Annotated in this window: 22 protein-coding genes and 1 pseudogene; 7 read left to right on the top strand and 16 right to left on the bottom strand. The window is 70.6% G+C overall.

The window, feature by feature from the left end; all coding sequences use genetic code 11:
- Positions 1 to 71 precede the first annotated feature (71 nt).
- Together ACFVW8_RS10755 and ACFVW8_RS10750 are read left to right on the top strand one after the other, a co-directional pair.
- The gene (locus ACFVW8_RS10755; RefSeq protein WP_389688280.1) at positions 72 to 1,064 is read left to right on the top strand and encodes a sigma-70 family RNA polymerase sigma factor; all 993 of its coding nucleotides are present in this window, start codon (positions 72 to 74) and stop codon (positions 1,062 to 1,064) included.
- Positions 1,061 to 1,378, top strand: coding sequence for a hypothetical protein (locus ACFVW8_RS10750; RefSeq protein WP_389688278.1), 318 nt, complete (start codon positions 1,061 to 1,063; stop codon positions 1,376 to 1,378). Before ACFVW8_RS10755 ends, ACFVW8_RS10750 begins: the two co-directional genes overlap by 4 nt.
- A 22-nt stretch (positions 1,379 to 1,400) precedes the next feature.
- Here ACFVW8_RS10750 and ACFVW8_RS10745 read toward each other — a convergent pair whose 3' ends face one another.
- The 12 genes and pseudogenes from ACFVW8_RS10745 to ACFVW8_RS10690 form a co-directional block, all read right to left on the bottom strand.
- On the bottom strand, positions 1,401 to 1,736 hold the full coding sequence (locus tag ACFVW8_RS10745; RefSeq protein ID WP_389688276.1) for an STAS domain-containing protein: 336 nt from the start codon (positions 1,734 to 1,736) through the stop codon (positions 1,401 to 1,403).
- A gap of 52 nt (positions 1,737 to 1,788) precedes the next feature.
- Entirely contained in the window at positions 1,789 to 2,379 is a 591-nt protein-coding gene (locus ACFVW8_RS10740) for a Uma2 family endonuclease (RefSeq protein WP_389688274.1), read from the bottom strand.
- A 98-nt stretch (positions 2,380 to 2,477) separates the two neighbouring features.
- On the bottom strand, positions 2,478 to 3,755 hold the full coding sequence (locus tag ACFVW8_RS10735; RefSeq protein ID WP_389688272.1) for a thymidine phosphorylase: 1,278 nt from the start codon (positions 3,753 to 3,755) through the stop codon (positions 2,478 to 2,480).
- A 127-nt stretch (positions 3,756 to 3,882) separates the two neighbouring features.
- Complete coding sequence (locus ACFVW8_RS10730) at positions 3,883 to 4,281, bottom strand: cytidine deaminase (protein WP_389688270.1); 399 nt, start codon at positions 4,279 to 4,281, stop codon at positions 3,883 to 3,885.
- Positions 4,278 to 5,543: an ABC transporter permease gene (locus tag ACFVW8_RS10725; protein ID WP_389688268.1), complete on the bottom strand. Its 1,266-nt coding sequence runs from the start codon at positions 5,541 to 5,543 to the stop codon at positions 4,278 to 4,280. The genes ACFVW8_RS10730 and ACFVW8_RS10725 overlap by 4 nt, the downstream gene beginning before the upstream one ends.
- Positions 5,540 to 6,658, bottom strand: a complete 1,119-nt coding sequence (locus tag ACFVW8_RS10720; RefSeq protein ID WP_389688266.1) for an ABC transporter permease — start codon at positions 6,656 to 6,658, stop codon at positions 5,540 to 5,542. The genes ACFVW8_RS10725 and ACFVW8_RS10720 overlap by 4 nt, the downstream gene beginning before the upstream one ends.
- A complete protein-coding gene (locus ACFVW8_RS10715) occupies positions 6,655 to 8,184 on the bottom strand; it encodes an ABC transporter ATP-binding protein (protein ID WP_389688310.1) in 1,530 nt (509 codons plus the stop codon). The genes ACFVW8_RS10720 and ACFVW8_RS10715 overlap by 4 nt, the downstream gene beginning before the upstream one ends.
- A 282-nt stretch (positions 8,185 to 8,466) precedes the next feature.
- Positions 8,467 to 9,513, bottom strand: a complete 1,047-nt coding sequence (locus ACFVW8_RS10710; RefSeq protein ID WP_389688264.1) for a BMP family protein — start codon at positions 9,511 to 9,513, stop codon at positions 8,467 to 8,469.
- A 138-nt stretch (positions 9,514 to 9,651) separates the two neighbouring features.
- Positions 9,652 to 10,878 (bottom strand): amidohydrolase, encoded by a 1,227-nt coding sequence (locus ACFVW8_RS10705; RefSeq protein WP_389688308.1) that lies wholly within the window; start codon positions 10,876 to 10,878, stop codon positions 9,652 to 9,654.
- A gap of 242 nt (positions 10,879 to 11,120) precedes the next feature.
- A complete protein-coding gene (tnpB, locus tag ACFVW8_RS10700; protein WP_389688262.1) occupies positions 11,121 to 12,602 on the bottom strand; it encodes an IS607 family element RNA-guided endonuclease TnpB in 1,482 nt (493 codons plus the stop codon).
- Positions 12,599 to 13,180, bottom strand: a pseudogene (locus ACFVW8_RS10695) (IS607 family transposase). The gene tnpB and the pseudogene ACFVW8_RS10695 overlap by 4 nt, the downstream one beginning before the upstream one ends.
- 59 nt (positions 13,181 to 13,239) lie before the next feature.
- On the bottom strand, positions 13,240 to 13,839 hold the full coding sequence (locus tag ACFVW8_RS10690) for a hypothetical protein (RefSeq protein ID WP_389688260.1): 600 nt from the start codon (positions 13,837 to 13,839) through the stop codon (positions 13,240 to 13,242).
- Between the two features lie 334 nt (positions 13,840 to 14,173).
- Between ACFVW8_RS10690 and ACFVW8_RS10685 the strand changes: the two genes are divergently transcribed.
- From ACFVW8_RS10685 to ACFVW8_RS10675, 3 genes are all read left to right on the top strand, one after another.
- On the top strand, positions 14,174 to 15,391 hold the full coding sequence (locus tag ACFVW8_RS10685) for a M48 family metallopeptidase (protein WP_389688258.1): 1,218 nt from the start codon (positions 14,174 to 14,176) through the stop codon (positions 15,389 to 15,391).
- A gap of 388 nt (positions 15,392 to 15,779) precedes the next feature.
- Positions 15,780 to 16,022, top strand: a complete 243-nt coding sequence (locus ACFVW8_RS10680) for a type II toxin-antitoxin system Phd/YefM family antitoxin (RefSeq protein ID WP_389688256.1) — start codon at positions 15,780 to 15,782, stop codon at positions 16,020 to 16,022.
- On the top strand, positions 16,022 to 16,396 hold the full coding sequence (locus tag ACFVW8_RS10675) for a type II toxin-antitoxin system VapC family toxin (protein WP_389688254.1): 375 nt from the start codon (positions 16,022 to 16,024) through the stop codon (positions 16,394 to 16,396). Before ACFVW8_RS10680 ends, ACFVW8_RS10675 begins: the two co-directional genes overlap by 1 nt.
- Positions 16,397 to 16,417: 21 nt before the next feature.
- On the opposite strand, the gene ACFVW8_RS10670 is transcribed toward ACFVW8_RS10675, so the two are convergent.
- The 4 genes from ACFVW8_RS10670 to ACFVW8_RS10655 are packed head-to-tail and all read right to left on the bottom strand — an operon-like array spanning position 16,418 to position 21,083.
- Positions 16,418 to 17,476, bottom strand: a complete 1,059-nt coding sequence (locus ACFVW8_RS10670; protein WP_389688252.1) for a hypothetical protein — start codon at positions 17,474 to 17,476, stop codon at positions 16,418 to 16,420.
- An 11-nt stretch (positions 17,477 to 17,487) separates the two neighbouring features.
- Positions 17,488 to 18,423, bottom strand: coding sequence for an N-acetylneuraminate synthase family protein (locus ACFVW8_RS10665; protein WP_389688250.1), 936 nt, complete (start codon positions 18,421 to 18,423; stop codon positions 17,488 to 17,490).
- A 15-nt stretch (positions 18,424 to 18,438) separates the two neighbouring features.
- Positions 18,439 to 19,659, bottom strand: coding sequence for a cytidylyltransferase domain-containing protein (locus ACFVW8_RS10660; RefSeq protein WP_389688248.1), 1,221 nt, complete (start codon positions 19,657 to 19,659; stop codon positions 18,439 to 18,441).
- Positions 19,660 to 19,694: 35 nt separating this feature from the next.
- Entirely contained in the window at positions 19,695 to 21,083 is a 1,389-nt protein-coding gene (locus ACFVW8_RS10655) for a DUF6716 putative glycosyltransferase (protein ID WP_389688246.1), read from the bottom strand.
- A gap of 220 nt (positions 21,084 to 21,303) precedes the next feature.
- Between ACFVW8_RS10655 and ACFVW8_RS10650 the strand changes: the two genes are divergently transcribed.
- Entirely contained in the window at positions 21,304 to 22,284 is a 981-nt protein-coding gene (locus ACFVW8_RS10650; protein WP_389688244.1) for a glycosyltransferase family 2 protein, read from the top strand.
- The gene (locus tag ACFVW8_RS10645; protein WP_389688242.1) at positions 22,281 to 23,654 is read left to right on the top strand and encodes a polysialyltransferase family glycosyltransferase; all 1,374 of its coding nucleotides are present in this window, start codon (positions 22,281 to 22,283) and stop codon (positions 23,652 to 23,654) included. Before ACFVW8_RS10650 ends, ACFVW8_RS10645 begins: the two co-directional genes overlap by 4 nt.
- The last annotated feature ends 123 nt before the right edge of the window (positions 23,655 to 23,777 follow it).

Raw genomic sequence — 23,777 nt, 5'->3', positions numbered from 1 at the left:
GTTGTCAGTGCCGTGCGGTAGCTTCCGAAGTGCTGAAGTGAGCGGTGTCACAGCGCAACAGGGGTGGAGCGATGAGTGATCTGACAGCGACGGCCGGCGATGTCGACAGCCGTCTTGAGGCACACCGGGTCGAGCTGACCGGCTACTGCTACCGGATGCTCGGCTCGGCCTTCGAGGCGGAGGACGCGGTCCAGGACACCCTGGTGCGCGCCTGGCGCAGCTTCGACAAGTTCGAGGGCCGTTCCTCCCTGCGGTCCTGGCTGTACCGGATCGCGACGAACGTCTGTCTCGACATGCTGAACGCGGGCAACAAGCGGGCCAGGCCCGTCGATCTGTCCGGCCCGACGCCGCTGGCGCAGGCCGCGCTCAACCCTCTCCCGGAGAACACCTGGCTGGAGCCGATGCCGGACGGGCGGATCCTGCCGTCGGTCGCCGACCCGGCCGAGGCCGCGGTGGCGCGCGAGTCGGTGCGGCTCGCGTTCGTCGCCGCGCTCCAGCATCTGCCGCCCAAGCAGCGGGCCGTGCTGATCCTGCGCGAGGTGCTCGCGTGGAAGGCGGCGGAGGTCGCGGAGCTGCTCGACACCTCGGTCGCCTCGGTCAACAGCGCCCTCCAGCGCGCGCGGGCCACGCTCAACGAGCATCAGGGCGCCGCCGCCGACGCCTCCGACCCGCTCGACGAGGAGCAGCGCAAGCTCCTGGAGCGGTATGTGGCGGCGTTCGAGGGCTACGACATGAAGGCGCTGACGGCGCTGCTCCATGAGGACGCGGTGATGACCATGCCGCCGTTCGACCTCTGGCTGCGGGGGCACGACGACATCAGCGGTTTCATGACGTCCATCGGCGCGGCCTGCGAGGGCTCCCGGCTGGTCGCGACGTCGGCGAACGGCACCCCGGCCTTCGCGCACTACAAGCCGAATCCGGAGGGCCCGGGGTTCGTGCCGTGGGCGGTGCAGGTCATCGACATCTCGGACGGTGCGATCACCGGGATGCACTGCTTCCTGGACACCCCGCGCTGGTTCCCGCTGTTCGGGCTGCCCGACCACCTGGACGCCGATGCCGCGTGAGGCCGCGTCTGGTGCGGGGTCTGGTCGCCGGGTGGGTGGTGCTCGCCGCGGGCGGCTGGGGGGTCACCCAGTGGCTCGGTGAGCCGGCGCCGACGGCGGGGCCGGGCCCCGTCGCGCCACCGGCCTCCGGTGCGGAGCCGAGGCCGCAGCCGGAGTCCGACTGCGAGAAGGCGGTGCGGGCTGCGAAGGAGTCGCAGCTCCCGGAGCCCGGTCCGTCGGCCACCGGACTGCCGGGCCGTTCGGCCGTGGGAGAGGACGGGCAGGCCCGCCTCTCCCAGGTGGTCTGCGCCTACGCGGTGATCAGCCGGCCCTGAGGGGCCCGCGCGCCCTGGCTCGTCAGGGGCCGGGTGTCCGGCCCGCCTCCACCGCCGCCCCGCCGTCGTCCAGTCCCACCACGTCGGCCAGGCCCACCAGATCCAGGAGGCTCCGGAGCTCCGCGGGCACCCGGCGCAGCCGGAGCCGTCTGCCGCCCGCCCGGCGTGCGACCAGCGACAGCCGGGCTATCGCCTCGACGAGCGCCAGATCGGGTTGTACGACCGCGCCCACGTCGCAGTCCACCACGGCGGCTTCGGAGGCGGTCAGTATCGTCTCCAGCTCGGCGCAGAGGTGTGGTGTACCGGCGCGCGTGACGCGTCCGGAGAGGACGAGTACGGCCGGTGACAAGGGATCCATACCAAGGAGACCGGCGCCGTCCCCGAAACTCATCGCGACGCCGGGCCGCTGCTCAGCTGACGGGGAAGACCCCGGTGTCCAGGTCCAGCCCGAACGGCTGCGGGAGCGTCAGCTTCTCGCCGTATTCGACCGTGTCGAGCACCCGGTAGGTGCCGCCCTCGGGCTCCCCGTACAACGTGGCCGTGGGACGGCCGGAGTGCCAGGGGTCGAGGAGCAGGAAGAGCTCGACGCCGGCCTTCGCGTACCCGTGCACCTTGCCGATGCGGTCATGGTTGGCGTTGGCCTGCGACGTGATCTCGACGACGAGCCGGGCCTCTTGGGCCGGGACACGGTTGCCCGGCCCGGTGGCGACGGCGCGCGGTACGACGACGAGATCGGGGATGTAGAGCCCCGCCCGGCCGGGGACCGAGACTCCGAGGGTCTGGTAGATCTCCCAGTCCTCGGGGATGACGGTGTAGAGCCTGCGCTGCAGCAGCGCAGCGGTGGTGTTGTGGTCCTTGGACGGCGGTGGCGACACAGTGACGATCCCCCCGATGATCTCCACCTTGCAGCCCTCGGGCGCGTCCGTCTCCTCCCAGATCCGGACGAGGTCGTCCCATTCCTGGCCGTGGCCCGGCGCGGGATCGACGGTGAGTGCGCTCATGGCGGTCTCCTCTCATCGGTGCGTCACCGAGTCCAGCATGCCGAACGGGACCGGCGGCAGTCCACCGGTCCCGTTCACCCGTACGGGGAAACCGCAGGTCAGGCGATACGTTCCCGCACCACCGGGGTGGCGGTGAACGCCGTGCCTGACGGGGCGATGTCGTACGCGTCGGGCAGCGCACCGAGCGCGTAGTCGAACTTCTCCGGGGTGTCCGTGTGCAGCGTCAGCAGCGGCTGCCCGGCGGTGACTTCGTCGCCCGGCTTGGCGTGCAGCTCGACGCCGGCGCCCGCCTGCACCGGGTCCTCCTTGCGGGCGCGGCCCGCACCGAGGCGCCAGGCCGCGACGCCGACGTCGTACGCGTCGAGGCGGGTCAGTACGCCGGAGGACGGGGCCGTCACGATGTGCTGTTCGCGGGCGACCGGGAGCGTGGCGCCCGGGTCGCCGCCCTGGGCGGAGATCATCCGACGCCAGACGTCCATCGCGGAGCCGTCCGCGAGGGCCTTCTCCGGGTCGGCGTCCTTCAGTCCGGCCGCGTCCAGCATTTCGCGGGCGAGGGCCAGGGTGAGGTCGATGACGTCCTTCGGGCCGCCGCCGGCCAGCACCTCGACCGACTCGCGGACCTCCAGGGCGTTGCCCGCGGTGCGGCCGAGCGGGGTGGCCATGTCGGTGAGCAGGGCGACCGTGCGCACGCCGCTGTCGGTGCCCAGCGCGACCATGGTGGAGGCCAGTTCGCGGGCGTCCTCGATGGTCTTCATGAAGGCGCCTGAGCCGACCTTGACGTCCAGGACGAGGGCGCCGGTGCCCTCGGCGATCTTCTTGGACATGATCGAGCTGGCGATCAGCGGGATGGCCTCGACGGTGCCGGTGACGTCACGGAGCGCGTAGAGCTTCTTGTCGGCGGGGGCGAGGCCGTCGCCCGCGGCGCAGATGACCGCGCCGGTGGTGTCGAGGACACCCAGCATCTCGGCGTTGGAGAGGTGGGCGCGCCAGCCGGGGATGGACTCCAGCTTGTCGAGGGTGCCGCCGGTGTGGCCGAGGCCGCGTCCGCTGAGCTGCGGTACGGCGGCGCCGCAGGCGGCGACCAGCGGGGCGAGCGGCAGGGTGATCTTGTCGCCGACGCCGCCCGTGGAGTGCTTGTCGGTGGTGGGGCGGGAGAGCGCGGCGAAGTTCATCCGCTCGCCGGAGGCGATCATGGCGGCGGTCCAGCGGGCGATCTCCGTACGGTTCATGCCGTTCAGCAGGATCGCCATGGCCAGCGCGGACATCTGCTCGTCGGCGACCTCACCGCGGGTGTAGGCGTCGATGACCCAGTCGATCTGCTCGGGGGTCAGCTCGCCGTTGTCCCGCTTGGTGCGGATGACGGAGATGGCGTCCATGTCCTGGAGTCCTTCCGGCCGGTGCGTACGCGTGAGTCCCGTTGACTCTACGCGCATAGAGGATGAGAGAACCGCCGGACGGGCAGGATTTTCCAGGCCCGTCCGGCGGTGGGTGCGCAGGGTCCGGCTAGCCGAGGTGGGCCGGTCCGAACGCCTGCGGAAGCATCTCGTCGAGCGTACGGAAACCGTCCGGGGTCTCCAGGACGAGCTCCGGCCCGCCGAACTCGTACAGCAGCTGTCTGCACCTGCCGCACGGCACCAGGATCTCGCCCGCCCCGTCCACGCAGGTGAAGTGGGTCAGCCGGCCGCCGCCGGTCGCGTGCAGCTGGGAGACCAGTCCGCACTCGGCGCACAGCCCGATGCCGTACGAGGCGTTCTCGACGTTGCAGCCGACGATCGTGCGGCCGTCGTCGACCCGTGCGGCGACGCCGACCGGGTAGCCCGAGTAGGGCGCGTACGCCCGGGACATGGCTTCCCGGGCGGCCGTCCGCAGGGCGTCCCAGTCGGTCTCGGTGACCGGGGTCATTTCCCTTCGCCCCTGCGGTAGATCACGCCGTCCGCCTTCGGCATCCGCAGCCGTTGCGCGGAGAGCGAGAGCACCAGCAGCGTCGTGACGTAGGGCGCCATGTCGACGAACTGGCTGGGCACCTGGTCGGTCAGCGCGTACCAGGTGAACAGCAGCGCGGAGATCGCGGCGGAGATCACCGCGGCCACGTACTTCTTCCGGTACAGCTGCCAGAACACCACGATCACCAGCAGGATCGCCAGCAGCAGCAGCATCGCGTGGACGTTCTCGGCACCGCCGCGCAGCTTGAGGCTGTCGGTGAAGCCGAACAGGCCTGCGCCCAGCGCCATTCCGCCGGGCATCCAGTTACCGAAGATCATCGCGGCGAGACCGATGTAACCTCGGCCGCCGGTCTGGTTCTCCTGGTAGATGCCGGTGGAGACGATGGCCAGGAAGGCGCCGGCCAGACCGGCCATCCCGCCGGAGGTGATGACGGCGATGTACTTGTACTTGTAGACGTTCACGCCGAGCGTCTCGGCGGCGACCGGGCTCTCACCGCAGGAGCGCAGCCGCAGGCCGAACGCCGTGCGCCACAGCAGCCACCAGGTGGCGGGGACGAGCAGGACGGCGACCACGGTCAGCCAGGACAGGTTGGTGACCACACCGCCCACGACGCCCGCGATGTCGGAGACCAGGAACCAGTGTTTCTGCTGGAGGTCCTGGAGCCAGTCGGAGAGTCCCGGAATGGTGATTCTGTCGATCGCGTCGATCCGCGGGGACTGCTTGGAGGAACCGCCCTCGACGCCGTCGAACGCGAAGTTGGAGAGGTAGCGGGTCAGGCCGACGGCGAGGATGTTGATGGCCACACCGGAGACGATGTGGTTCACGCCGAAGGTGATGGTGATGACCGCGTGCAGCAGACCGCCGAGCGCGCCGCCGAGGATGCCGAAGAGGACCCCCACCCAGGGGCCCCACTGGAACCCGGCCCAGGCGCCGAACCAGGTGCCGAGGACCATCATGCCTTCGAGACCGATGTTCACGACGCCCGCGCGCTCGGCCCACAGACCGCCGAGCCCCGCCAGGCCGATCGGGACGGCCAGTTCGAGCGCGCCCGATACCTGCCCCACGGACGTCACGTCGTTGGCGCCGCTGATCAGGCGGACCAGCGAGACCAGTGCGAGGCCGCCCGCGACGATCAGCAGGACGACAGGCAGGGTGAGCTTGCGGCGGCCGCCGCCCTTCTTGGGGGCAACGCTCGCGGCCGAGACTTTGCTGGCGCTCACAGTGCGGCCTCCTTCTCGGTCGTGAGGGCACGGCCGGCTGCGAGTTCCTCGCCGACCTTCTGCTGTTGACGGCGGATTCCGTAGCGGCGGACGAGTTCGTAGCTGACGACCACCGAGATCACGATCAGGCCCTGCATGATCGTGGCGATCTCCTTCTCGTACCCGAACTGGTCGAGCGAGGCGGAGGTCTTGTCCAGGAAGGCGATCAGCAGTGCGCTGAAGGCGATGCCCAGCGGGTTGTTCCGGCCGAGCAGGGCGATCGTGATGCCGGTGAACCCGATGCCGGTCGGGAAGTCCAGGCTGTACGTGTGGGTGTCACCCAGCAGGGTCGGCATGCCGGAGAGGCCCGCGATACCGCCGGAGAGCAGCATCGAGGTGAGGACCATCTTCTTCGCGTCCACACCGGACGCCTGGGCGGCGCTCTCGCTCTCGCCCGTCGCCCGGAGGTCGAAGCCGAAGCGGGTGCGGTTCAGGACGAACCAGTAGACGAGGCCGCACGCGGCCGCGACGAAGGTGAACCCGTAGATCTCCCCCGCCTCGGCGCCCATGGACAGCCCCGGGAACCAACCGGACTCCGGGAGGTCGCCGGTGGTGAGGTTGTTGGAACCGGCCGGCTGCTCACCGAAGTTCTTCGGCAGGATCAGCCAGGCGATCAGCGCGGTCGCGATCGAGTTGAGCATGATCGTCGAGACGACCTCGCTGACCCCGCGGGTGGTCTTCAGGAAGCCCGCGATGCCTGCCCAGAAGGCGCCGACGAGCATCGCGACGATCACGATGAGGGCGATCTCCAGCGGTCCGGGCAGACTGACGCTGGCACCGACCAGGGCCGCCATCATCGCCGCGAGGCGGTACTGGCCGTCGACCCCGATGTTGAAGAGGTTCATCCTGAACCCGATCGCCACCGCGAGCGCCGCGAGGTAGTACGTACCGGCCTGGTTGATGATCAGGACCTGGACGTCGGCGTAGGTCGCCGCGTCGAACATCAGCCGGTACGGCTCGAACGGGTTCTTGCCCGAGGCGAGCAGCACCACGGTGGTGAGCGCGAAGGCCACCACCAGGGCGAGGACCGGGCCGGCGAAGCCCAGGATCAGCCGGTCCTTGTCGAATTTCTTCATCGGTCGTCGTCCTCCGGTGCTGCCTCGAGATGGCCGGTGGCGGCACCGGTCATGGCCGAACCCAGCTCCTCCGGCGTGATGGTGGCGGGATCGGCGTCCGCGACCAGCCGGCCGCGGTACATGACTCGCAGCGTGTCGGAGAGCCCGATCAGCTCGTCCAGGTCCGCCGAGATGAGCAGGACCGCGAGTCCCTCGCGGCGTGCGGCGCGGATCTGGTCCCAGATCTGTGCCTGTGCGCCGACGTCCACACCACGGGTCGGATGTGCGGCGATCAGCAGCTTCGGCTCGTGGCTCATCTCCCGGCCGACGATCAGCTTCTGCTGGTTGCCGCCGGACAGGGAACCGGCCGTGACCTCGATGCCGGGCGTGCGGACGTCGTACTCGCGCACGATCCGCTCGGTGTCGGCGCGGGCCGCCTTGATGTCGAGCAGCCCGCCCCGGCTGTTCGGCCGCTCGGTGACGTGGCCGAGGATCCGGTTCTCCCAGAGGGAGGACTCCAGCAGCACACCGTGGCGGTGCCGGTCCTCGGGGATGTAGCCGATCCCGCTCTCGCGGCGCTTGCGGGTGGGGGCGTGCGAGATGTCGGCCGTGTCGAGGGTGATCACCCCGCCGTCGAGGTCCCGCATGCCGACCAGCGCCTCGATCAGCTCGGTCTGGCCGTTCCCCTCGACGCCGGCGATGCCCAGGACCTCACCCTTGTGGATGGTGAAGCCGACGCCGTCGAGCACGTTGCGCACGACGCCGTCCGGGTCGGTGGCGGAGAGCGCGAGGTCCTCGACGCGCAGCATCGGAACGTCGGTGACCGTGGACTCACGGGTTTCGGGCGAGGGCAGCTCGCTGCCCACCATGAGCTCGGCGAGCTGCTTGGTGGTGGTGTTCGCCGGGTCGGCGGTGCCGACCGTCGTGCCCCTTCGGATCACCGTGATGTCGTCGGCGACGGACAGCACCTCGCCGAGCTTGTGCGAGATGAAGATGACCGTCAGCCCCTCGGCCTTCAGCTCGCGCAGGTTATCGAAGAGCGCGTCGACCTCCTGCGGGACCAGGACGGCGGTCGGCTCGTCGAGGATGAGGATGCGGGCGCCCCGGTAGAGGACCTTGAGGATCTCGACCCGCTGCCGGTCGGCGACGCCGAGGTCCTCGACCAGGGAGTCGGGCCGGACGCCGAGCCCGTACGCGTCCGAGATCTCCATGATCTTCCTGCGTGCCGCGGCCCCGATCCCGTGCAGCTTCTCGCCGCCGAGAACCACGTTCTCCAGAACCGTGAAGTTGTCGGCCAGCATGAAGTGCTGGTGCACCATGCCGATGCCGCGGGCGATGGCGTCGCCGGGGCTGCCGAACGACGCCTGTTCGCCGTCGACCGCGATGGTTCCCTCGTCCGGCTTCTGCATGCCGTAGAGGATCTTCATCAGCGTGGACTTGCCGGCACCGTTCTCTCCGACCAGGGCATGAACCGTGCCCTTGCGGATGGTGATGTCGATGTTGTGGTTGGCGACCACACCGGGGAAGCGCTTGGTGATGCCGTGCAGTTCTACGGCCGGGGGGCTGCTGGACGCGGTGATGACACACTCTCCTTAGCCGGACAGGAGCGGGGGCGGAGGGGCAAGGGCGGGGTGAAGTTATCGCGTCAGAGGCTGGTCTACACGCGTAGTGCCACCGAATCGAGATTCACGTACGCGCGCAGACCCGAAACGTCCGGTTCCGGATCCCTGCGGGGCAACGCTGCGATGGGCGGGACTTCTTCGGACAGCACCCCGGGGCCGGGTGCTGGGTCGGTGCGCGCTCCGGGCCCCGGGAAGTCCAGGAGGGCACTACGGGGTGGTCTTGACCTTGACCGAACCGTCGACGATGGCCTTCTTCGCCTTGTCGACCGCCGCGACCACATCGGTCATCTTGGTGAACGCCGGGTTGGAGTCGGCCAGGCCGACGCCGTCCTTGTCCAGGCCGTAGCGGATCTCACCGGACTGCGGCTTGCCGTCCTTCACCGACTTGATCAGGTCGAAGACGGAACCGGAGACGTCCTTGGTGACCGACGTCAGGATGTGCGCCTTGTAGGCCGCGAGGCCCTTCTGGCTGTACTGATCGGAGTCGACGCCGATGGCCCACTTGCCCGCCTTGGCGGTGGCCTCGATCGAACCCGAGCCGGCGAGACCGGCTGCCGCGTAGACGACGTCGGCCTTCTTGTCGAGCTGCCCCTGGGCGGCGGCCTTGCCGAGGTCGGGCTTGGAGAAGCCGTCGAAGTTCGGCGGCTGGGTCAGGTACTGCGACAGGACCTTCACCGACGGGTCGGTGTCCTTGACGCCCTGCTCGTAGCCCGCCTGGAACTTCTTGATGAGCGGCGTCTCCACGCCACCGATGAAGCCGACGGTCTTCGTCTTGCTGACCTTGGCCGCGGCGACGCCCGCGAGATACGAGCCCTGCTCCTCGTTGAAGACCAGGTTGGCGATGTTCTTGCCGGTCACCGAGGCGTCGTCGATGATGCCGAAGGTGATCTTCGGGAACTTCGGCGCGACCTTCTTGATGGCCGGCGCGTAGGCGAAGCCGACCCCGATCACGGGGTTGTTGCCGGCACGGGCCAGCGTGGTGAGCCGCTGGACCTTGTCGGCGTCCGACTCACCGTCCGACGGCTCGGCCTCGGTGCCCTTGACCCCGAGGTCCTTCTCCGCCTTGACCAGCCCGGCGTAGGCGGCGTCGTTGAACGACTGGTCGCCACGCCCACCGATGTCGTAGGCGAGCGCGGTCTTGTCCCCCTTCGAGTCGGAGGTGTCCGACGACGATTTACCGCCACATGCGGTGACGCTTAGGGCAAGCGCCGCGGACGCAACGCCCACGGTGGCAATCCTGGTGATCCGGCGCAAGGGAAGGCTCCTTCAAACCTGACCGAAGCGCCTCTTCCGGCGCTGGTTTCGCGGCGATCGTAACGCGCGTAGATGTCAGATAAAGCCCTGTACGGAAGCTGTTATCGGATCGTCGCGAACCGGGGGTGACCTGTCCGGTTACAGATGATTACCGTCGAGCAACGCAGCGGCGGTGAAGAGCTCCACAGCAACGGTGATCGCCTCCTCGTCCGCGTCGAAGTTGCCCCGGTGCAGGTCCAGACCCCGGGTGTCGCCGGGGGTGCGCACCCCGAGCCGTGCCATCGCGCCCGGCACCTGCTCCAGATACCAGGAGAAGTCCTCCCCGCCCAGGCTCTGTTCGGTGTCCTCGATCGCATACGAACCGCGGCGGGCGGTCATCGCACCGGTGAGCAGATCGATCGCGGCGGCGTCGTTGACCACGGGCGGGACGCCCCGGATGTAGTTGATCACCGTCTTGGCGCGGTGCATTCCGGCCACCTCGTCGATGGCCGCGTGCACCAGGTCCGGCGCGTCCCGCCAGGCCGCCAGATCCAGGCAGCGAACGGTCCCCGACAGCTCGGCGTGTTGCGGGATCACGTTGCAGGCGTGCCCGGTCTCCAGGCGCCCCCAGGTCACCGCGAGCCCGGCCCGTGCGTCGACCCGGCGGGCCAGCAGTGCCGGTACCTCGGTGGCCACCTTGGCGGCGGCGGTGACCAGGTCGGTGGTCAGGTGCGGGCGGGCGGTGTGGCCGCCGGGCCCGTCCAGGGACAGCTCCAGCCGGTCGCAGGCGGAGGTGATGGCCCCGGCCCGCAGCCCGATCCGCCCCACGTCGACCTTCGGGTCGCAGTGCACGCCGATGATCCGGCCGACGCCCTCCAGCACCCCGGACTCGATCGCGTCGGGCGCTCCGCCGGGCAGCACCTCCTCGGCCGGCTGGAAGATCAGCCGCACCGGGTTGGGCAGCAGCCCCTGCCGGTCGAGCTCGGCGAGCACCAGGCCGGCGCCGAGGACGGTGGTGGTGTGGATGTCGTGCCCGCAGGCGTGCGCCCGGTCGGGCACGGTGGAGCGGTACGGGACGCCCGTCTTGGTGTCCGGGATCGGCAGGGCGTCGATGTCGGCCCGCAGCGCCAGCATGGGCCGCGTCGTCCCGTCGCGCGTCCCCACGTCACACATGAGCCCGGTCCCGGAGGCGAGCACCCGTGGCTCCAGGCCGGCCAGCTCCAGCCGGGCCTTGACGGCCGCGGTGGTGCGGAACTCCTGATTGCCGAGCTCGGGGTGCATGTGCAGATCGCGGCGGAAGGTGATCAGCTCGGCGCGCAGCGCCTCGGGCAGCGTGCCGGGCAGCGCTTCTTCCGTGAGCGGCCGGGCTTCGAAGACGCGGGGCATCGAGTGGTTCACTGGTGAAGGGTAAGGCCCTTCCCTCTTCAACTGACCATGAAACAAGAAAAGTTCAGCCACATAGACGAATAAATGACTGCGTGACGGCGTGTGGGGTGGGCGCGGGATGGGTATTGTGCCCGATCGCCGCGCCGCACCCACAGGGCATCCGTCAACCCTTCAGCCGTTGCTTGGAGTATCAGTAGATCTCAGCAATTCCGGCGTTTCTGCCGGAATGGTCCGTGACGGTGTCACCAGAGTGCGAGTCGCGTTCTGGTGTCCTGTTGACGGTCTCCCGTTTCTGTCCCGGCCCTGGGGCCGGGGATTGTGCCACCTGCCCGCCCCGCCCGCGCCGTGAGGCGTGGGCGGGTGGTGCGGGTCTTGCGGTCGGCTCCACGGGGCTTCGACCCCACCACGGTGGTGGTGGGGTCCAGGTCTCCGGCCACTCCGGTACCTGTACTGCGGGTCGTGCGGGTGTTGCGGGTGGCGAGGGCGAGCAGGTTGTGTCCGGCGTTCTCGTCCCGGTCCAGGACGAGCCCGCAGGTGTCGCACTCGAAGACGCGCACGCTCAGGGGCAGTTTGGCTTTCACCGCACCACAGCGTGAGCACGTCTTCGAGGAGGGGAACCACCGGTCGGCCACGACGAGGCGTGTCCCGTGCCGGCGGGTCTTGTACGTGAGCTGGCGGCGGATCTCACCGAACGCGGCGTCCGCGACCCGGCGTGATAACCGCCGGTTGCGGCCCATCCCGGCGACGTTGAGGTCCTCGACCACGATCGTGCCGTACTCGGCGGTGAGGCGGGTGGTCAGCTTGTGCAGGGTGTCCTCGCGCAGGTTCGCGACCCGGTGATGCACCTTGTTCCGGACCCGGTTCGCCTTCTCCCAGCGCCGGGAGGGTTTCTGCCCGGTGCGCCGATCGGGGGCCCGGCGACGTGAGACGACACGGCTGGCGCGGCGTAGGTGTTTCTGTGCGCGGTCGAGGTGCCGGGGGTTGGGCTCCGAGGTCACGGTGCCGTCGCTGTCCGCGAGGATGGCCAGGGTTTTGATGCCGAGGTCGATGCCGACCGCAGCATCCGGGCGGGCGACCCGCACCAGCTCGTTTCGCTGTTCGACCTGGAAGGCGACGAACCAGCGTCCCCGGTCCAGACGCACCGTCGCGGACAGGATCCGCATCGCGCCCGCTTCGACACGCGCACGCAGGTCGGGGCGGTGTTCGTGGAGGCGGACCGTCCCGATCCTGGGCAGCGTGACATGCCTGCCGTCCGCCTCGATCCGGATCGCCCCGGTCGTGAACCGGCAGCTCAGGCGCGCCCTCCGCTTCGACTTGAAACGCGGAACACCCACCCGCCCGCCCTTGCGCTTGCCGTTCCTGGACTTGGCGTAGGTGTCGAAGGCGGCCGATGCGCTGGCCAGGCCGGTGTTGTAGGCCTCCTTGGAGTTCTCCTCCCACCACCCCGCGAACCGCGGATCGGACCGCTTGGCCTCGTTGAACGCCTTCCTCAACGACGGCAGTGACCACGACCGCCACGGAGTCAGTTCATCCTCCGCAATCCCGTACGACTGCTCGGCTTTGCGCTGCCACCACACCGCCGTGACATGAGCAACAGCCCAGTTGTACGCAACCCGCGCCGCACCCGCATGCGAATACAAACGACCCATCACCGTCGCATTCGGATCCAGAGCCAGCCTGTGTGCGAAGACGGTGAAGCCCGGCTGCGGGACGAACTTCCTCATCCGGCCACGTCCTGCGGGGCGGTGGCGGCCGCGACCGCCCGGGCCGCCCGGTTCTTCGCCGAGCGCCGGCCGTACAGGCGGGCACACATCGAGGTGAGGACCTCGGTGACGTCCCGCACCAGGTCATCGACGGTCTCAGCCGGGTCAAGGACCAGCAGACACCGCCCCGAGGCCGAGAAGGATGCTTCGAGGTGCTCGACGCCGAATCGGGCGAGACGGTCACGATGCTCGACCACGATCGTCCCCACTCCCGGATCGGCCAGAAGCGCGTGCAGCTTACGGCGGCGCCCGTTCAGACCGGACCCGGTCTCCGTCACCACCTCCGAGACCGCCAAGCCCCGGGCGGTCGTGCCCTGAACCACCCGCGCCACCTGCCGCTCCAGGTCCGCCTTCTGATCACCCGACGACACCCGGCAATACACCACCACCCGGCCCGCCGACTTCAGGACGGGCTCCGTCACCAGCTACGTACCCGACGGCGTCTGAACGACCGGAACCGGCATCCGGCCCTCCTTCGCCCACGTCCACGCAGTCTGGTAATGCACACCGTTACGCGCCGCCCACTCCGAAAGCTTCACAGCACCACGATATTCACAGAGAACACCGCATATCCACTGAAAAAAATAGGAACAGTTGTTTACCCCCTGTGCACCGGGAAGAGCGCCGCCCCGATACACAGTGCTCCGACTGCCAGCAGATCCAGGCTCATGGCCATCATGACGACCCCCGCCAGCACCAGCAGCGGCGACCACACCGGGACCTCGTCCCGGCGGAAGAACGCGAGCAGCGTGACGAGCGCCAGCAGCCCGAACCAGAACAGCATCGGCACCACCGTGTAGACCACCGGCATCACACCGGGCACGTCCTGCACCCGCTCGAACTTGTCACTCATGGCCCCCTTGTCCGCCGCGAGGAACCCGACCACCAGGTCGATCACCGCCTGGACCGCCACCGCGGCCGCCCCCAGCAGCCCGGCCCCGGCAGCCACCCGTACCCCGGTGCGTCTGCCCCCTCGTACGCCGTCCGGCATCCGCAGGCCGAGGAAGACGGGGACGAACGCGAGCACCCCGGCCAGGAACAGCACGTGCGCCGCCGTCCACCACACCCCGGGCCCGTAGCCGCTCACCGCCCGTCCGGTCAGCCGCACCACGCCGTAGCCGGCCATCAGGGCCGGGGCCAGCAGGAACACCGTTGTACTGGAGCTGTTCTGACGCCGCGTCATTTCCGTGGTTCGCATGTTTCGATCATCGGCTCGGCGCAACCCCCCGGCTATCGGGGATGACCCTCGGCCGACCCTGACCGGGCCGTACACACCACCTGGGGTCGGACTCGGGGTCGGCGCCCGTGACGGCCACCGCTCAGCCTGCCGCGAGGTCGGTCGGCAGGCTCCTTACGGGCCGGACTTCCTGTACACGCCACGGGCTCACGGCTTACGCTGCGTCGTTGCTGTCGAACACGCATACGTGTTCGACATACGCCTGAGCGGTCTCCGGGGGGAGCCGTAGGACGAGGGGGACTCAGCAGTGCTCGGCACGGTGGAGGAAAGCGTTCAGTCATGCCCGGAGTGCGGGGTGGAGATCCGGACGGACCGCAGGTTCGTGGCTTGGTGTGCCGCCTGCGACTGGAATGTGGACCCGGGTGAGCCGGAGGAGCCGGGCGGGCGGCTGGACACCCTGCGGCGCAGGCTGGCCGGGAAACACGGCGAGAGGCTGTTGGCCGAGGTGACGACGGACGAGCTCCTGCGCCCCCGGCGCGACGTGGCGAGTGTCCTGGCCCTGGTGCTGGCGCTGGCCGTCCACGGCTTCACGGCCGCGCTGCTCGTCGGCGGAGTGCTACTGGTGGTGCTCGGCTGGGGCAGCGCGTTGCCGGTGCTCGGCGCCCTCTGCCTGTTCATCGCCTGGCTGCTGCGCCCGCGGTTCCCGCGGCTGCCGGAGGACGAGCAGGTGCTGCACCGGGCCGACGCGCCCGAGCTGTTCGCCCTGATCGACGAGGTCGCGGGGGTGGTGGGCACCACCGGAGTGCATGCGGTCGCGGTGAATGCCGAGGCCAACGCGGGCGTGTCGACGTACGGCCTGCGGCGCCGCAGGCTGCTGACCATCGGCCTCGGCCTCTGGGAGGTACTCGACACCGGTCAACGGATCGCGCTGCTGGGCCACGAACTCGGCCACTACGCCAACGGCGACACCCGCCAGGGCGTGGTCCTCGGAAACGCGCTCGAGTCATTGAACACCTGGTATTACCTGCTGAGCCGGATCGAACGCCCGACACTCCCCGAAACCCTGCTCAACGCCTGTTACCTGGCTCCCCGCAGCGTGGTCGTCGCCGTCGCGACAGCCCTCGACCACCTGACCCTGCGGGCCACCCAGCGCGGCGAGTACCTGGCCGACTCCTACGCCGCCCGGTGCGGCTCGACGGCGGCCGCCGTGGGGCTGATGGATGCGCTGCTGGTCTCCAAGTCCGCCGAGGCCACGCTGCTCCGAGAGTCCAACGCGCTCCGGAGCCACCGCTCCGGCCGGGCGGCCGGTGAGGCGGAGAGCGGCCTGTGGGAGCGCCTGGCCACCCATGTGGAGTCGATTCCGGCGAGCGAGTACGAGCGTCAGCGCCGCCGCAGCGCGCTGCGCGGGCACAGTGTCGACTCCACACACCCCCCGACCCACCTGCGCCGGGCCCGGCTGCTGACCGTCGCCGCGCTCCCGGCCACGGTCAACAGTGCCCGCGGCGCCGCGCTCCGCGCTGAACTCTCGGGAGCTCGGGGCCTCGTGGCGCGCCGCATCCTGAACGGCGGGTAGTTTCGGGCCGGGCGGCGGGGTGCGTCAGGGGACCGGCGGCCGCCGGTCACGCTTCACCCGTCACGTCCTCCGCCTTCCCGTCCAGCCGGTTTCCACGGCTTACGGCGATGCACGCGACGTCCCGCAGCGGCTCGGTGGGCCGGCCCGCAAGGTGGCGGACCTGCCCGGCGTGCGGTGACCGTGGCGAGCCGTTCGGCATCCGCCGGCCTGCCCTGCCGGGTGAACACCCGGGCGAGGGTGGAGATCCCCACGGTCTCCAGGTGTGGATCATGCCGCAGGGCTGCGCCACCGGCCGGTCAGGGGTCGCGACCCAGGCAGGGTGGCGGTTCGCGGGGTAAACTTAGTCCAGTGCTTAGTCCACCCCCTGATCCGCCCCTGCGAGGCAGCCGTGGAAGCAGCTCGTCAGTACAACGTCCATGAGGCCAAGACCCACCTCTCACGCATTCTGGAGCAGGTGGCCACCGGCGAGGAGGTGGTCATCTCCAAGGCGGGAGAACCGGTGGCGAAGGTGGTACCGCTGCGGGCCGGTGTGAGGCGGACCGGGCGCGGTTCGCTCCGGGGACGGATCCACGTCCCGGACGACTTCGACGAACTGCCCGACGACGTGGCCGACGCCTTCGGGATGCGCTGATGAAGATGTTGCTCGACACCCATGTCGTCCTGTGGTGGCTCGGGGACTCCGAGGAGCTCACCGACGAGGTCAAACACCTGCTGGACACCGAACCGTCGGTCTTCGTCAGCGCGGTCACACCGTGGGAGATCGCGGTCAAGCAGTCCCTCGGGAAGCTCGAAGGCCCGGACGACCTGGCGGAACGCGTGCGGGACAGCCAGTTCCTCTCTCTTCCGATCACCGCGGGTCACGGCGTACGGGCGGGCAGGCTGCCCGCGCACCACCGTGATCCCTTCGACCGGATACTGATCGCGCAGGCCCAGACCGAGGGGATGACCATCCTGACCAGGGACGAGTGGATCCCCTCCTACGACGTGCAGGTCAGGCCCGTCTGACCTGCCCTTCCGGACGCGCTCTCACGCCTCCGTAGTCACCGCCGTAGCCCGCCACGGTGCCAGCCGCTGCACGTCGCGCGCCGTCTCCGTGACGCCCGCCAGGAAGCCCTGGGCCCTCGGGGACGCCGTTTCGCGGAGCCATTCCGGGGCGATGTCGCAGACCGCGACCTTCACGTCGGTGCCGACCAGGGCCAGCGGCAGGGTGTGGACCACGGTGGACGGGAAGCTCAGGACCGTACGGCCGATCGGGCCGCGGCGGGCGATGAGTTCCAGCGGGAGGTCGGGGCGGACGATCTCCAGGCCGGTGGCGGCCTCCAGGGCGTGGAGCTTCTCGGTGGACTCGCGGCGGTGCGCGAAGTAGCGGGTGGCCCCGTGGGTGCGGGCCAGTGCGGCGACCGCGTCCAGGTACGGGGCCCGGTCGACCACGCCCGTCTCCACCAGGGAGGTGCCCACCAGGTCCGCGCCCTTGGTGAGCAGCGGCGGGCCGAAGCGGGAGCGGGTCCAGGAGAAGGTGTTGGGGATGAGGGTGATGCCGGGCGGCGGGATCACCGGCATGGCGGTGAAGAGCTCGACCTCACGGACCGCGGACGGGGTGAAGCGGCGGCGGGCGGTGGCGGTGACCGGGGCCAGGGCCAGATCGCGCGGGCCTGAGCCGCCGCGGCGGTGCCAGCGGGTGAGGCGTTCGCCGCGGGTCAGCTGGGTGACGAACTCGATGGTGGCGGTGCCGTCGTCCACCACGGTGAGCCTGCGGGGGCGCACCAGCGTGAGCAGCAGCTGTACGTAGCGGGAGAACGGGTCCCCGATGACGATGTGGTCCGCGTTGCGGACGAGCCGGGTCAGGGCGCGCAGCGACTTCAGGGGCGTACCCGAGTCGCCGCGCGCCTCCTGCCAGCGCACGGTGACGCCCTCGTCGCGGGCCAGCTCCGCCATCCGGCGCAGCTGACCGCGCGACATCGGGTCGACCGGAGGGAGGACGACGACGGTGACGTCCGCGAGGACGCGGCCACCGCCTCCCTCTGTGTAGGCCCACTCCAGGACGTTCAGGAGCTGGACCGGGCTCTCGACGAAGGCGAGGTTCACCGGTCTGCCCGTCAGACCGAGACCGGCTCGGCGGCCTGGGCCGTCTCGCCGCTCTCTGCCACGACGCCCGGGACCCGGCGGAGCTTCTTCATCGGGCCGAGCTCCGACTCGTACACCTTCTTGACGCCGTCACCGAGGGACGCCTCGATGGTGCGGATGTCGCGGACCAGCCGGGTCAGGCCCTGCGGCTCGACGGACGCGGCCTGGTCGGAGCCCCACATGGCGCGGTCGAGGGTGATGTGGCGCTCGACGAACGCGGCGCCCAGCGCGACGGCGGCGAGGGTGGTCTGCAGGCCCGTCTCGTGGCCGCTGTAGCCGATCGGGACGTTGGGGTACTCCTGCTGGAGGGTGTTGATGACCCGCAGGTTCAGCTCCTCGGCCTTCGCGGGGTACGTCGACGTGGCGTGGCAGAGAAGGATGTTGTCGGAGCCGAGCACCTCGACCGCGTGCCGGATCTGGCGCGGGGTGGACATGCCGGTGGAGAGGATCACCGTGCGGCCGGTGGCGCGCAGCGAGCGCAGCAGCTCGTCGTCGGTGAGGGACGCGGAGGCCACCTTGTGGGCGGGGACGTCGAACTTCTCCAGGAAGGCGACGGCCTCGGTGTCCCACGGGGAGGCGAACCAGTCGATGCCGCGCTCGGCACAGTGCTCGGAGATGGCCCGGTACTCGCTCTCGCCGAACTCGACGCGGTGGCGGTAGTCGATGTACGTCATCCGGCCCCAGGGGGTGTCGCGCTCGATGTCCCACTGGTCGCGCGGGGTGCAGATCTCGGGGGTGCGCTTCTGGAACTTGACGGCGTCGCAGCCGGCTTCGGCGGCCACGTCGATCAGGGCGATCGCGTTGTCGAGGTCGCCGTTGTGGTTGATGCCGATCTCACCCGTGACGTAGACGGGGTTGCCGGGGCCCGCGGTGCGGGTGCCGAGGGTGCGCAGTCGGGAGGTGCTCATGAGGGTGTTCCTTACCTACTTGGTGGGGGTGGTGGTGAGGGTGGGGCCCAGCAGCCAGGCCGCGATCTCACGGATGGCGCCGGAGCCGCCGGGGTTGGTCGTCACGGCGCGCGCCGCGGCGCGTACCGAGTCGTGGGCGCTCGCGACGGCGACGGGCCAGCCGGCGAGTGCGAAGCAGGGGAGGTCGTTGACGTCGTTGCCGACGTACATGACCCGTTCGGGGGCGATGGACTGTTCGTCGCACCACTGCTTGAGCGCGAGGTCCTTGCGGTCGATGCCGTGCAGGACCGGGACGCGCAGCTTGTGGGCGCGGGCGGCGACGACCGGGTTCTGTTCCGTGGAGAGGATCAGGAGGGGGACGCCCGCCTTGCGCAGGGCCGCGATGCCGAGGCCGTCGCCGCGGTGGACGGAGACGGTCTCGCGGCCGTCGGCGTCGATGAGGACCCGGTCGTCGGTCTGGGTGCCGTCGAAGTCGAGGACGACCGCGTCGATGTCCTCGCGGGTGGGCAGCGGCGCCGGGTCCAGGAGGGGGGCGAGCGCACGGGCGCGGGCCAGGTCGTGCGGGTCGTCGATCTCCAGGACCCGGGCGGGGTCGGTGCGCACCAGCGCGGTGTGGCCGAAGAAGCGGTGCCGGTGGGTGCGGAAGCCGGCCGCGTCCATCGCGTAGGCGGCGCCTGTTTCGAGGAGGTCCTCGGGCCGGTCCTGGCGGCGGGGGCGGACGGCCTTGTCGTGGTTGACGCCGTAGTTGTGGTCCTCGACCGCGGTGCCGTCGCGCCACAGGAAGCCGTGGAACGGGGCGACGGTGACGGCCGTGTCGGCGCCTTCCCTGCCGACCGCGGCGGCGACGCCGTCGATGTCCTCCCGGGCGACGAAGGGGCTGGTGCACTGGACCAGCAGCACCACGTCCACCGTGGTGCCGTGCTCGGCCTCGTAGCTGTCCATCGCGTGGAGCACGGCGGCCTCGCTGGTCGCTGTGTCGCCCGCGATGGCCTCGGGGCGCTGCACGCAGTGCACCCGGTCCGATTCGCCGAGCGCTTCGCCGGCGGCGCGGGCGGCCTCCGCGACGGCGGGGGCGTCGGTCGTCACGACGACGTCCGTCACCTCCGCCGAGGCCAGGCAGGCGCGGACCGCGCGGACGACCAGCGGCACGCCGCCGACCTGGGCGAGGTTCTTGGCCGGTACGCCCTTGGATCCGCCGCGGGCGGGAATCACGGCGAGCACGGTGGGCTGCGTCATCGCTGCTCCAGTGGGGTGAGTGAGAGAGGTCGTGTTCACAGTTCGCCCATCCGTCGGATGACCGGGGCGACCCGTTGGACGCCGTGGCGGTACGCGCCCCGGGCGGCGTCCCGGACGGCCTCGCGCACCGCTCCCCTGACCCGGCCGGTCCCGGTGGGCGCCGCGGCGCCCGGCAGCGGGTGGCCGTCGGGGGCCAGGTGGTGGCGGGCGAGGATGCCGGGGAGGTAACCGGGGGCGGTGGCGGGTGTGTAGTAGGGCGCGAGGTCCGGCAGCCGGTCCTGCCCGAGGAGGGCGGCGACCCGGGCGCGGGCGGTGTCGTAGGCCGTGTCGTAGCTGCCGTGGGCGGCGACGCCCTGGCCCGACAGCCACGTCTCGTCCGGCTCCGGGTGGGCGCCGCCGTCCAGGTGGTCCCAGGAGGTCAGCAGGCCGGAGCCGATGAAGTGGTGGTTGCCGAGGGTCTCGCGCACCCCGAGGTCGGTGAGGACGGCGGTGGGGATGCGCCGGTGCAGGGATTCCAGGGCGGCGGTCGAGGAGACGGTGACCAGCAGGTCGGTGCGGTCCAGGACCTCGCCCATGTGCCCGTACACGAGGTGGAAGTTGGGCGGGAGTCCGCCGGGCAGCCGCTCGGCGAGCCGCTGGTAGGGGAGCTCCTCGATGTGCGTGGTGTGCTCGCCGGGCTTGGAGCGCAGCTTGAGGAGCACCTCGCGCTTCGGGTGCAGCCTGGCGTGCTCGACGAGCCTGCGCAGCAGATACGTACGGTCGGCGCGGGAGGCCGGTACGGAGGGCTGCGCGGCGAAGACGACGGTGTCGCGGCCCGGTTCGGGGCGGTGCGGGGCGCCGCCGAGGAAGGGCAGGGCCGCCTCCGTGACGGCGGAGGCGTCGGCGCCCACTCCCTCGTACACCGCGCGGAAACGCTCCGCGTCGTGACGGGAGTTGGCGAGGACGACGTCGGCGCCGTGCCGCAGCAGCAGCCCGTCCGCGAGCTTCTCGTAGACGACGCCGACGTAGCCGGTGACGACGACGGGCCTGGGTCCTGTCCGGAGTGCGGCGAGGCCGTGCAGCATCGCCTGGACGGCGCCGCCGACCAGGGCGAGGACCACCAGGTCGTAGCCCTCGTCCCGCACGGTGTGCAGGAATTCGACGGCCGTCACCTCGCGCACCAGGCCGGTGTCGATGCCGACGTCGCCGACCTCGGCGAGCTGGCGCGGTGTCGGCGTCGCCCGGCCGCGCAGCAGCAGTCCGCTGATCTCCGCCCGGGGCGCACCCGCACGGCCGCCGCCCGAGGTCAGCCGGCGCGCGGTGAGCGCGCCCCACTTCCATCGGGTGTCGGAGTCGGCGAGTACGGCCACCCGGAGCGCCTGGGACGGCGCGTCCGTGGATTCCAGTTCTGCTGGAGAAGCCGAATTGCTGTTACGAGTGGGCACGTCCAAGAAGGTAGGAAGGCCCGGGGGTGAGCAGCCCAACGTGACAGCAACAAAGGGTTAACAGCCCGCCGACGCTTGCCGAACCTGCCGCCCGGTCGGTTGAACACGGCAGAAAGGTGTCCCCACGGGCTTACGGGTTCATCGTTTCGACGGGTGCCGTTCACCCGGCGTCCGCACGGCCGCAAGGGGGAATGACCGGCCCGGACCTAGCGTGATGCGGGTGGTTAAGCTCTCCGTCATCGTGCCGTTCTACAACGTGCAGACATACGCGCCCGACACCCTGAGAAGCCTGCGGGCCAATGCCCGCGAGGACTTCGAGTTCATTCTCGTCGACGACTGCTCGACCGACGGGACCGGGGACCTGCTGCGCCGCGCGCAGGACGAGATCCAGGGGGTGGTCGTCCGCAGACACGAGAAGAACGGCGGACTGGCCACCGCCCGGAACACCGGTCTGGACGCGGCCCGCGGTGAGTACCTCGCCTTCCTGGACGGCGACGACTGGCTCGCACCCGGCTTCTATGCCGATCTGCTGGCCAGGACCGAGGCGCTGGGCTGCGACTTCGTCCGCACCGACCACGTCCAGGCCGACGGCAGGACCCGTACCGTCCAGCGCGTACCGCACGGCCCCCGGGGCGAGGTGATGGCGCCGCGGGACGCGATCCTGCCCGCCGGGCGCTCCACCTCCGTCGACTACGCGTACGCCTGGGCGGGCCTCTACCACCGCCGGCTGCTGGACCGCGGGCTGCTGCACTTCACGGACGGTCTGCGGACCGCCGAGGACCGGCCGTGGATCTGGCGGCTGCACCGTGAGGCGGACTCCTTCGCGGTGCTGGGACTTCTCGGCATTTTCTACCGGCGTGGCGTCGCCTCGTCCCTCACTCAGATCGGCGACATGCGCCAGCTCGATTTCATTCGCTCATTCGACCAGGTCGTACGGGAAACAGCGGCGGACCGCGATGCGCGGGAACTGCTGCCTAAAGCGGTCCGCAACTATTGCGCGATCATTTCCCACCACATGGGTTCGATCGAAAGGTTCGAACCCGCTGTGGCGCGGGCCCTGAAATCGATGAGCGCCGGAGCGCTCGCCCGAATGCCGCAGGATGTGCTGGACGACGCCCTCGACTCGATGGACGTGAAACGCGCGACCCTGCTGCGACGGCTGCGCCGGCGGGCCACCGCGAAGGAGGTGGCGGCCGCGTGAGCAGCAGCCGGGCCCGTACGACGCAGATCTTCCTCGCCTCGACCCTCTACGGCGCGGCGACGCTCGCCGCCGCCCTGGACTCGGGTGCCTTCGCGGATGCCGGCCGCCGCATCCTGCTGGTCTCGAACAACGCGGCGATCCCGGAGACGGCGTCCGCCGTGGACGCGATGCCCGGGTTCGACGTGCTGCGCGGCCGGTTCGACGACGTCGTGTCGTGGAACGCGACGATCGCCCCCCACCATCCGGCAGGCTGGTCCCCGCGCCCGGACGACGTGCCGCTGTGGGAACGGCATCTTCGCCTGGCCTGGGAGCTCGGCGACGACGCCATCGAGCTCGCCGTGGAGTCCCTCCAGGTCAACCCGGCCCAGGCGGTCGCCCAGATCTTCACCGGCGTACCGGTCGATGTGTACGCGGACGGGCTGATGAGCTACGGCCCGACCCGGAACAAGATCGATCCGCTGATCGGCACCCGGGTGCGGCGGCTGCTGCACCTGGATCTGGTACCGGGACTGCGGCCGCTGCTCCTCACGGAGTTCGGTGTGGCACCGCAGATCGTGCCGACCGGGGCCTTCCTCAAGGTGCTCGGCGAACTGGGCGACGCGCAGGACGTCGTGGCGGGCGTACCGTCCGTGGACGCGCCCGCGCTGCTGCTGGGCCAGTACCTCTCCGCGCTCGGACTGATCAGCGCGGCCGAGGAGGAGGAGCTGCATCTGCGGATGATGCGCGGTGCGGTCCGCCTCGGCCACACCCGTCTGGTGTTCAAGCCCCATCCGACCGCCCCGGCGCAGTGGTCGCGCGGGATGGAGGCGGAGGCGGCGCGGCTCGGCGCGGAGCTGACCGTGCTGGACTCGGGGGTGCTGACCGCCCCGGTCCTCGCCGAGGTGCTGTACCAGCGGATGCGGCCCGCTCTGGTCGTCGGCTGCTTCTCGACGGCGCTGCTCACCGCGTCCGCGTTCTACGGGCTGCCGGTGGCTCGGGTCGGTACGGGCACGCTGCTGGAGCGGCTGACGCCGTTCGAGAACAGCAACCGGGTGCCGGTCACGCTGGTGGACGCGCTGGTGCCGGACCTGGAGGACCGGGCTTCGGCCCCGGCGGTGCCCGCGGTGGCGCCGGACGGGCTGAACGAGCTGGTCACCGCGGTCGGCTTCGCCATGCAGCCGAAGATCTACCCGGCGCTGCGGCCGGTCGCGGAGCGGTATCTCGCCGCGCGGCTCACGGCCGCGACCCTGCGCTACTTCAAGCGCAGGCGGCTGACCTCGCTCGGTCTGCCGGGCGGGGTGCCGGAGCAGCTCGCGTTCCTGCCGCGGAGCGCGGCGGTGCGCCGGGTGGCCCGGCGGGCGAAGGCCCTGCGGCGGGCCGCGCGGCGGTAGTCCTCCGAGTCAGGAAGTACGGGAGGGGGGGGGGGCCCGGCCGCGCCCCCCCCCCACCCCCGCCCCCACCCCCCGGCGCCGGGGCGCCGCCCCCCCCGCCCCCGCTAAGACCGAGGTGCCCGG

Source organism: Streptomyces sp. NPDC058221 (assembly GCF_042882365.1).
Lineage (GTDB): Bacteria > Actinomycetota > Actinomycetes > Streptomycetales > Streptomycetaceae > Streptomyces.
The sequence above is the reverse complement of the archived record's forward strand: the minus strand, read 5'-3'. Positions and strand labels throughout refer to the sequence as shown.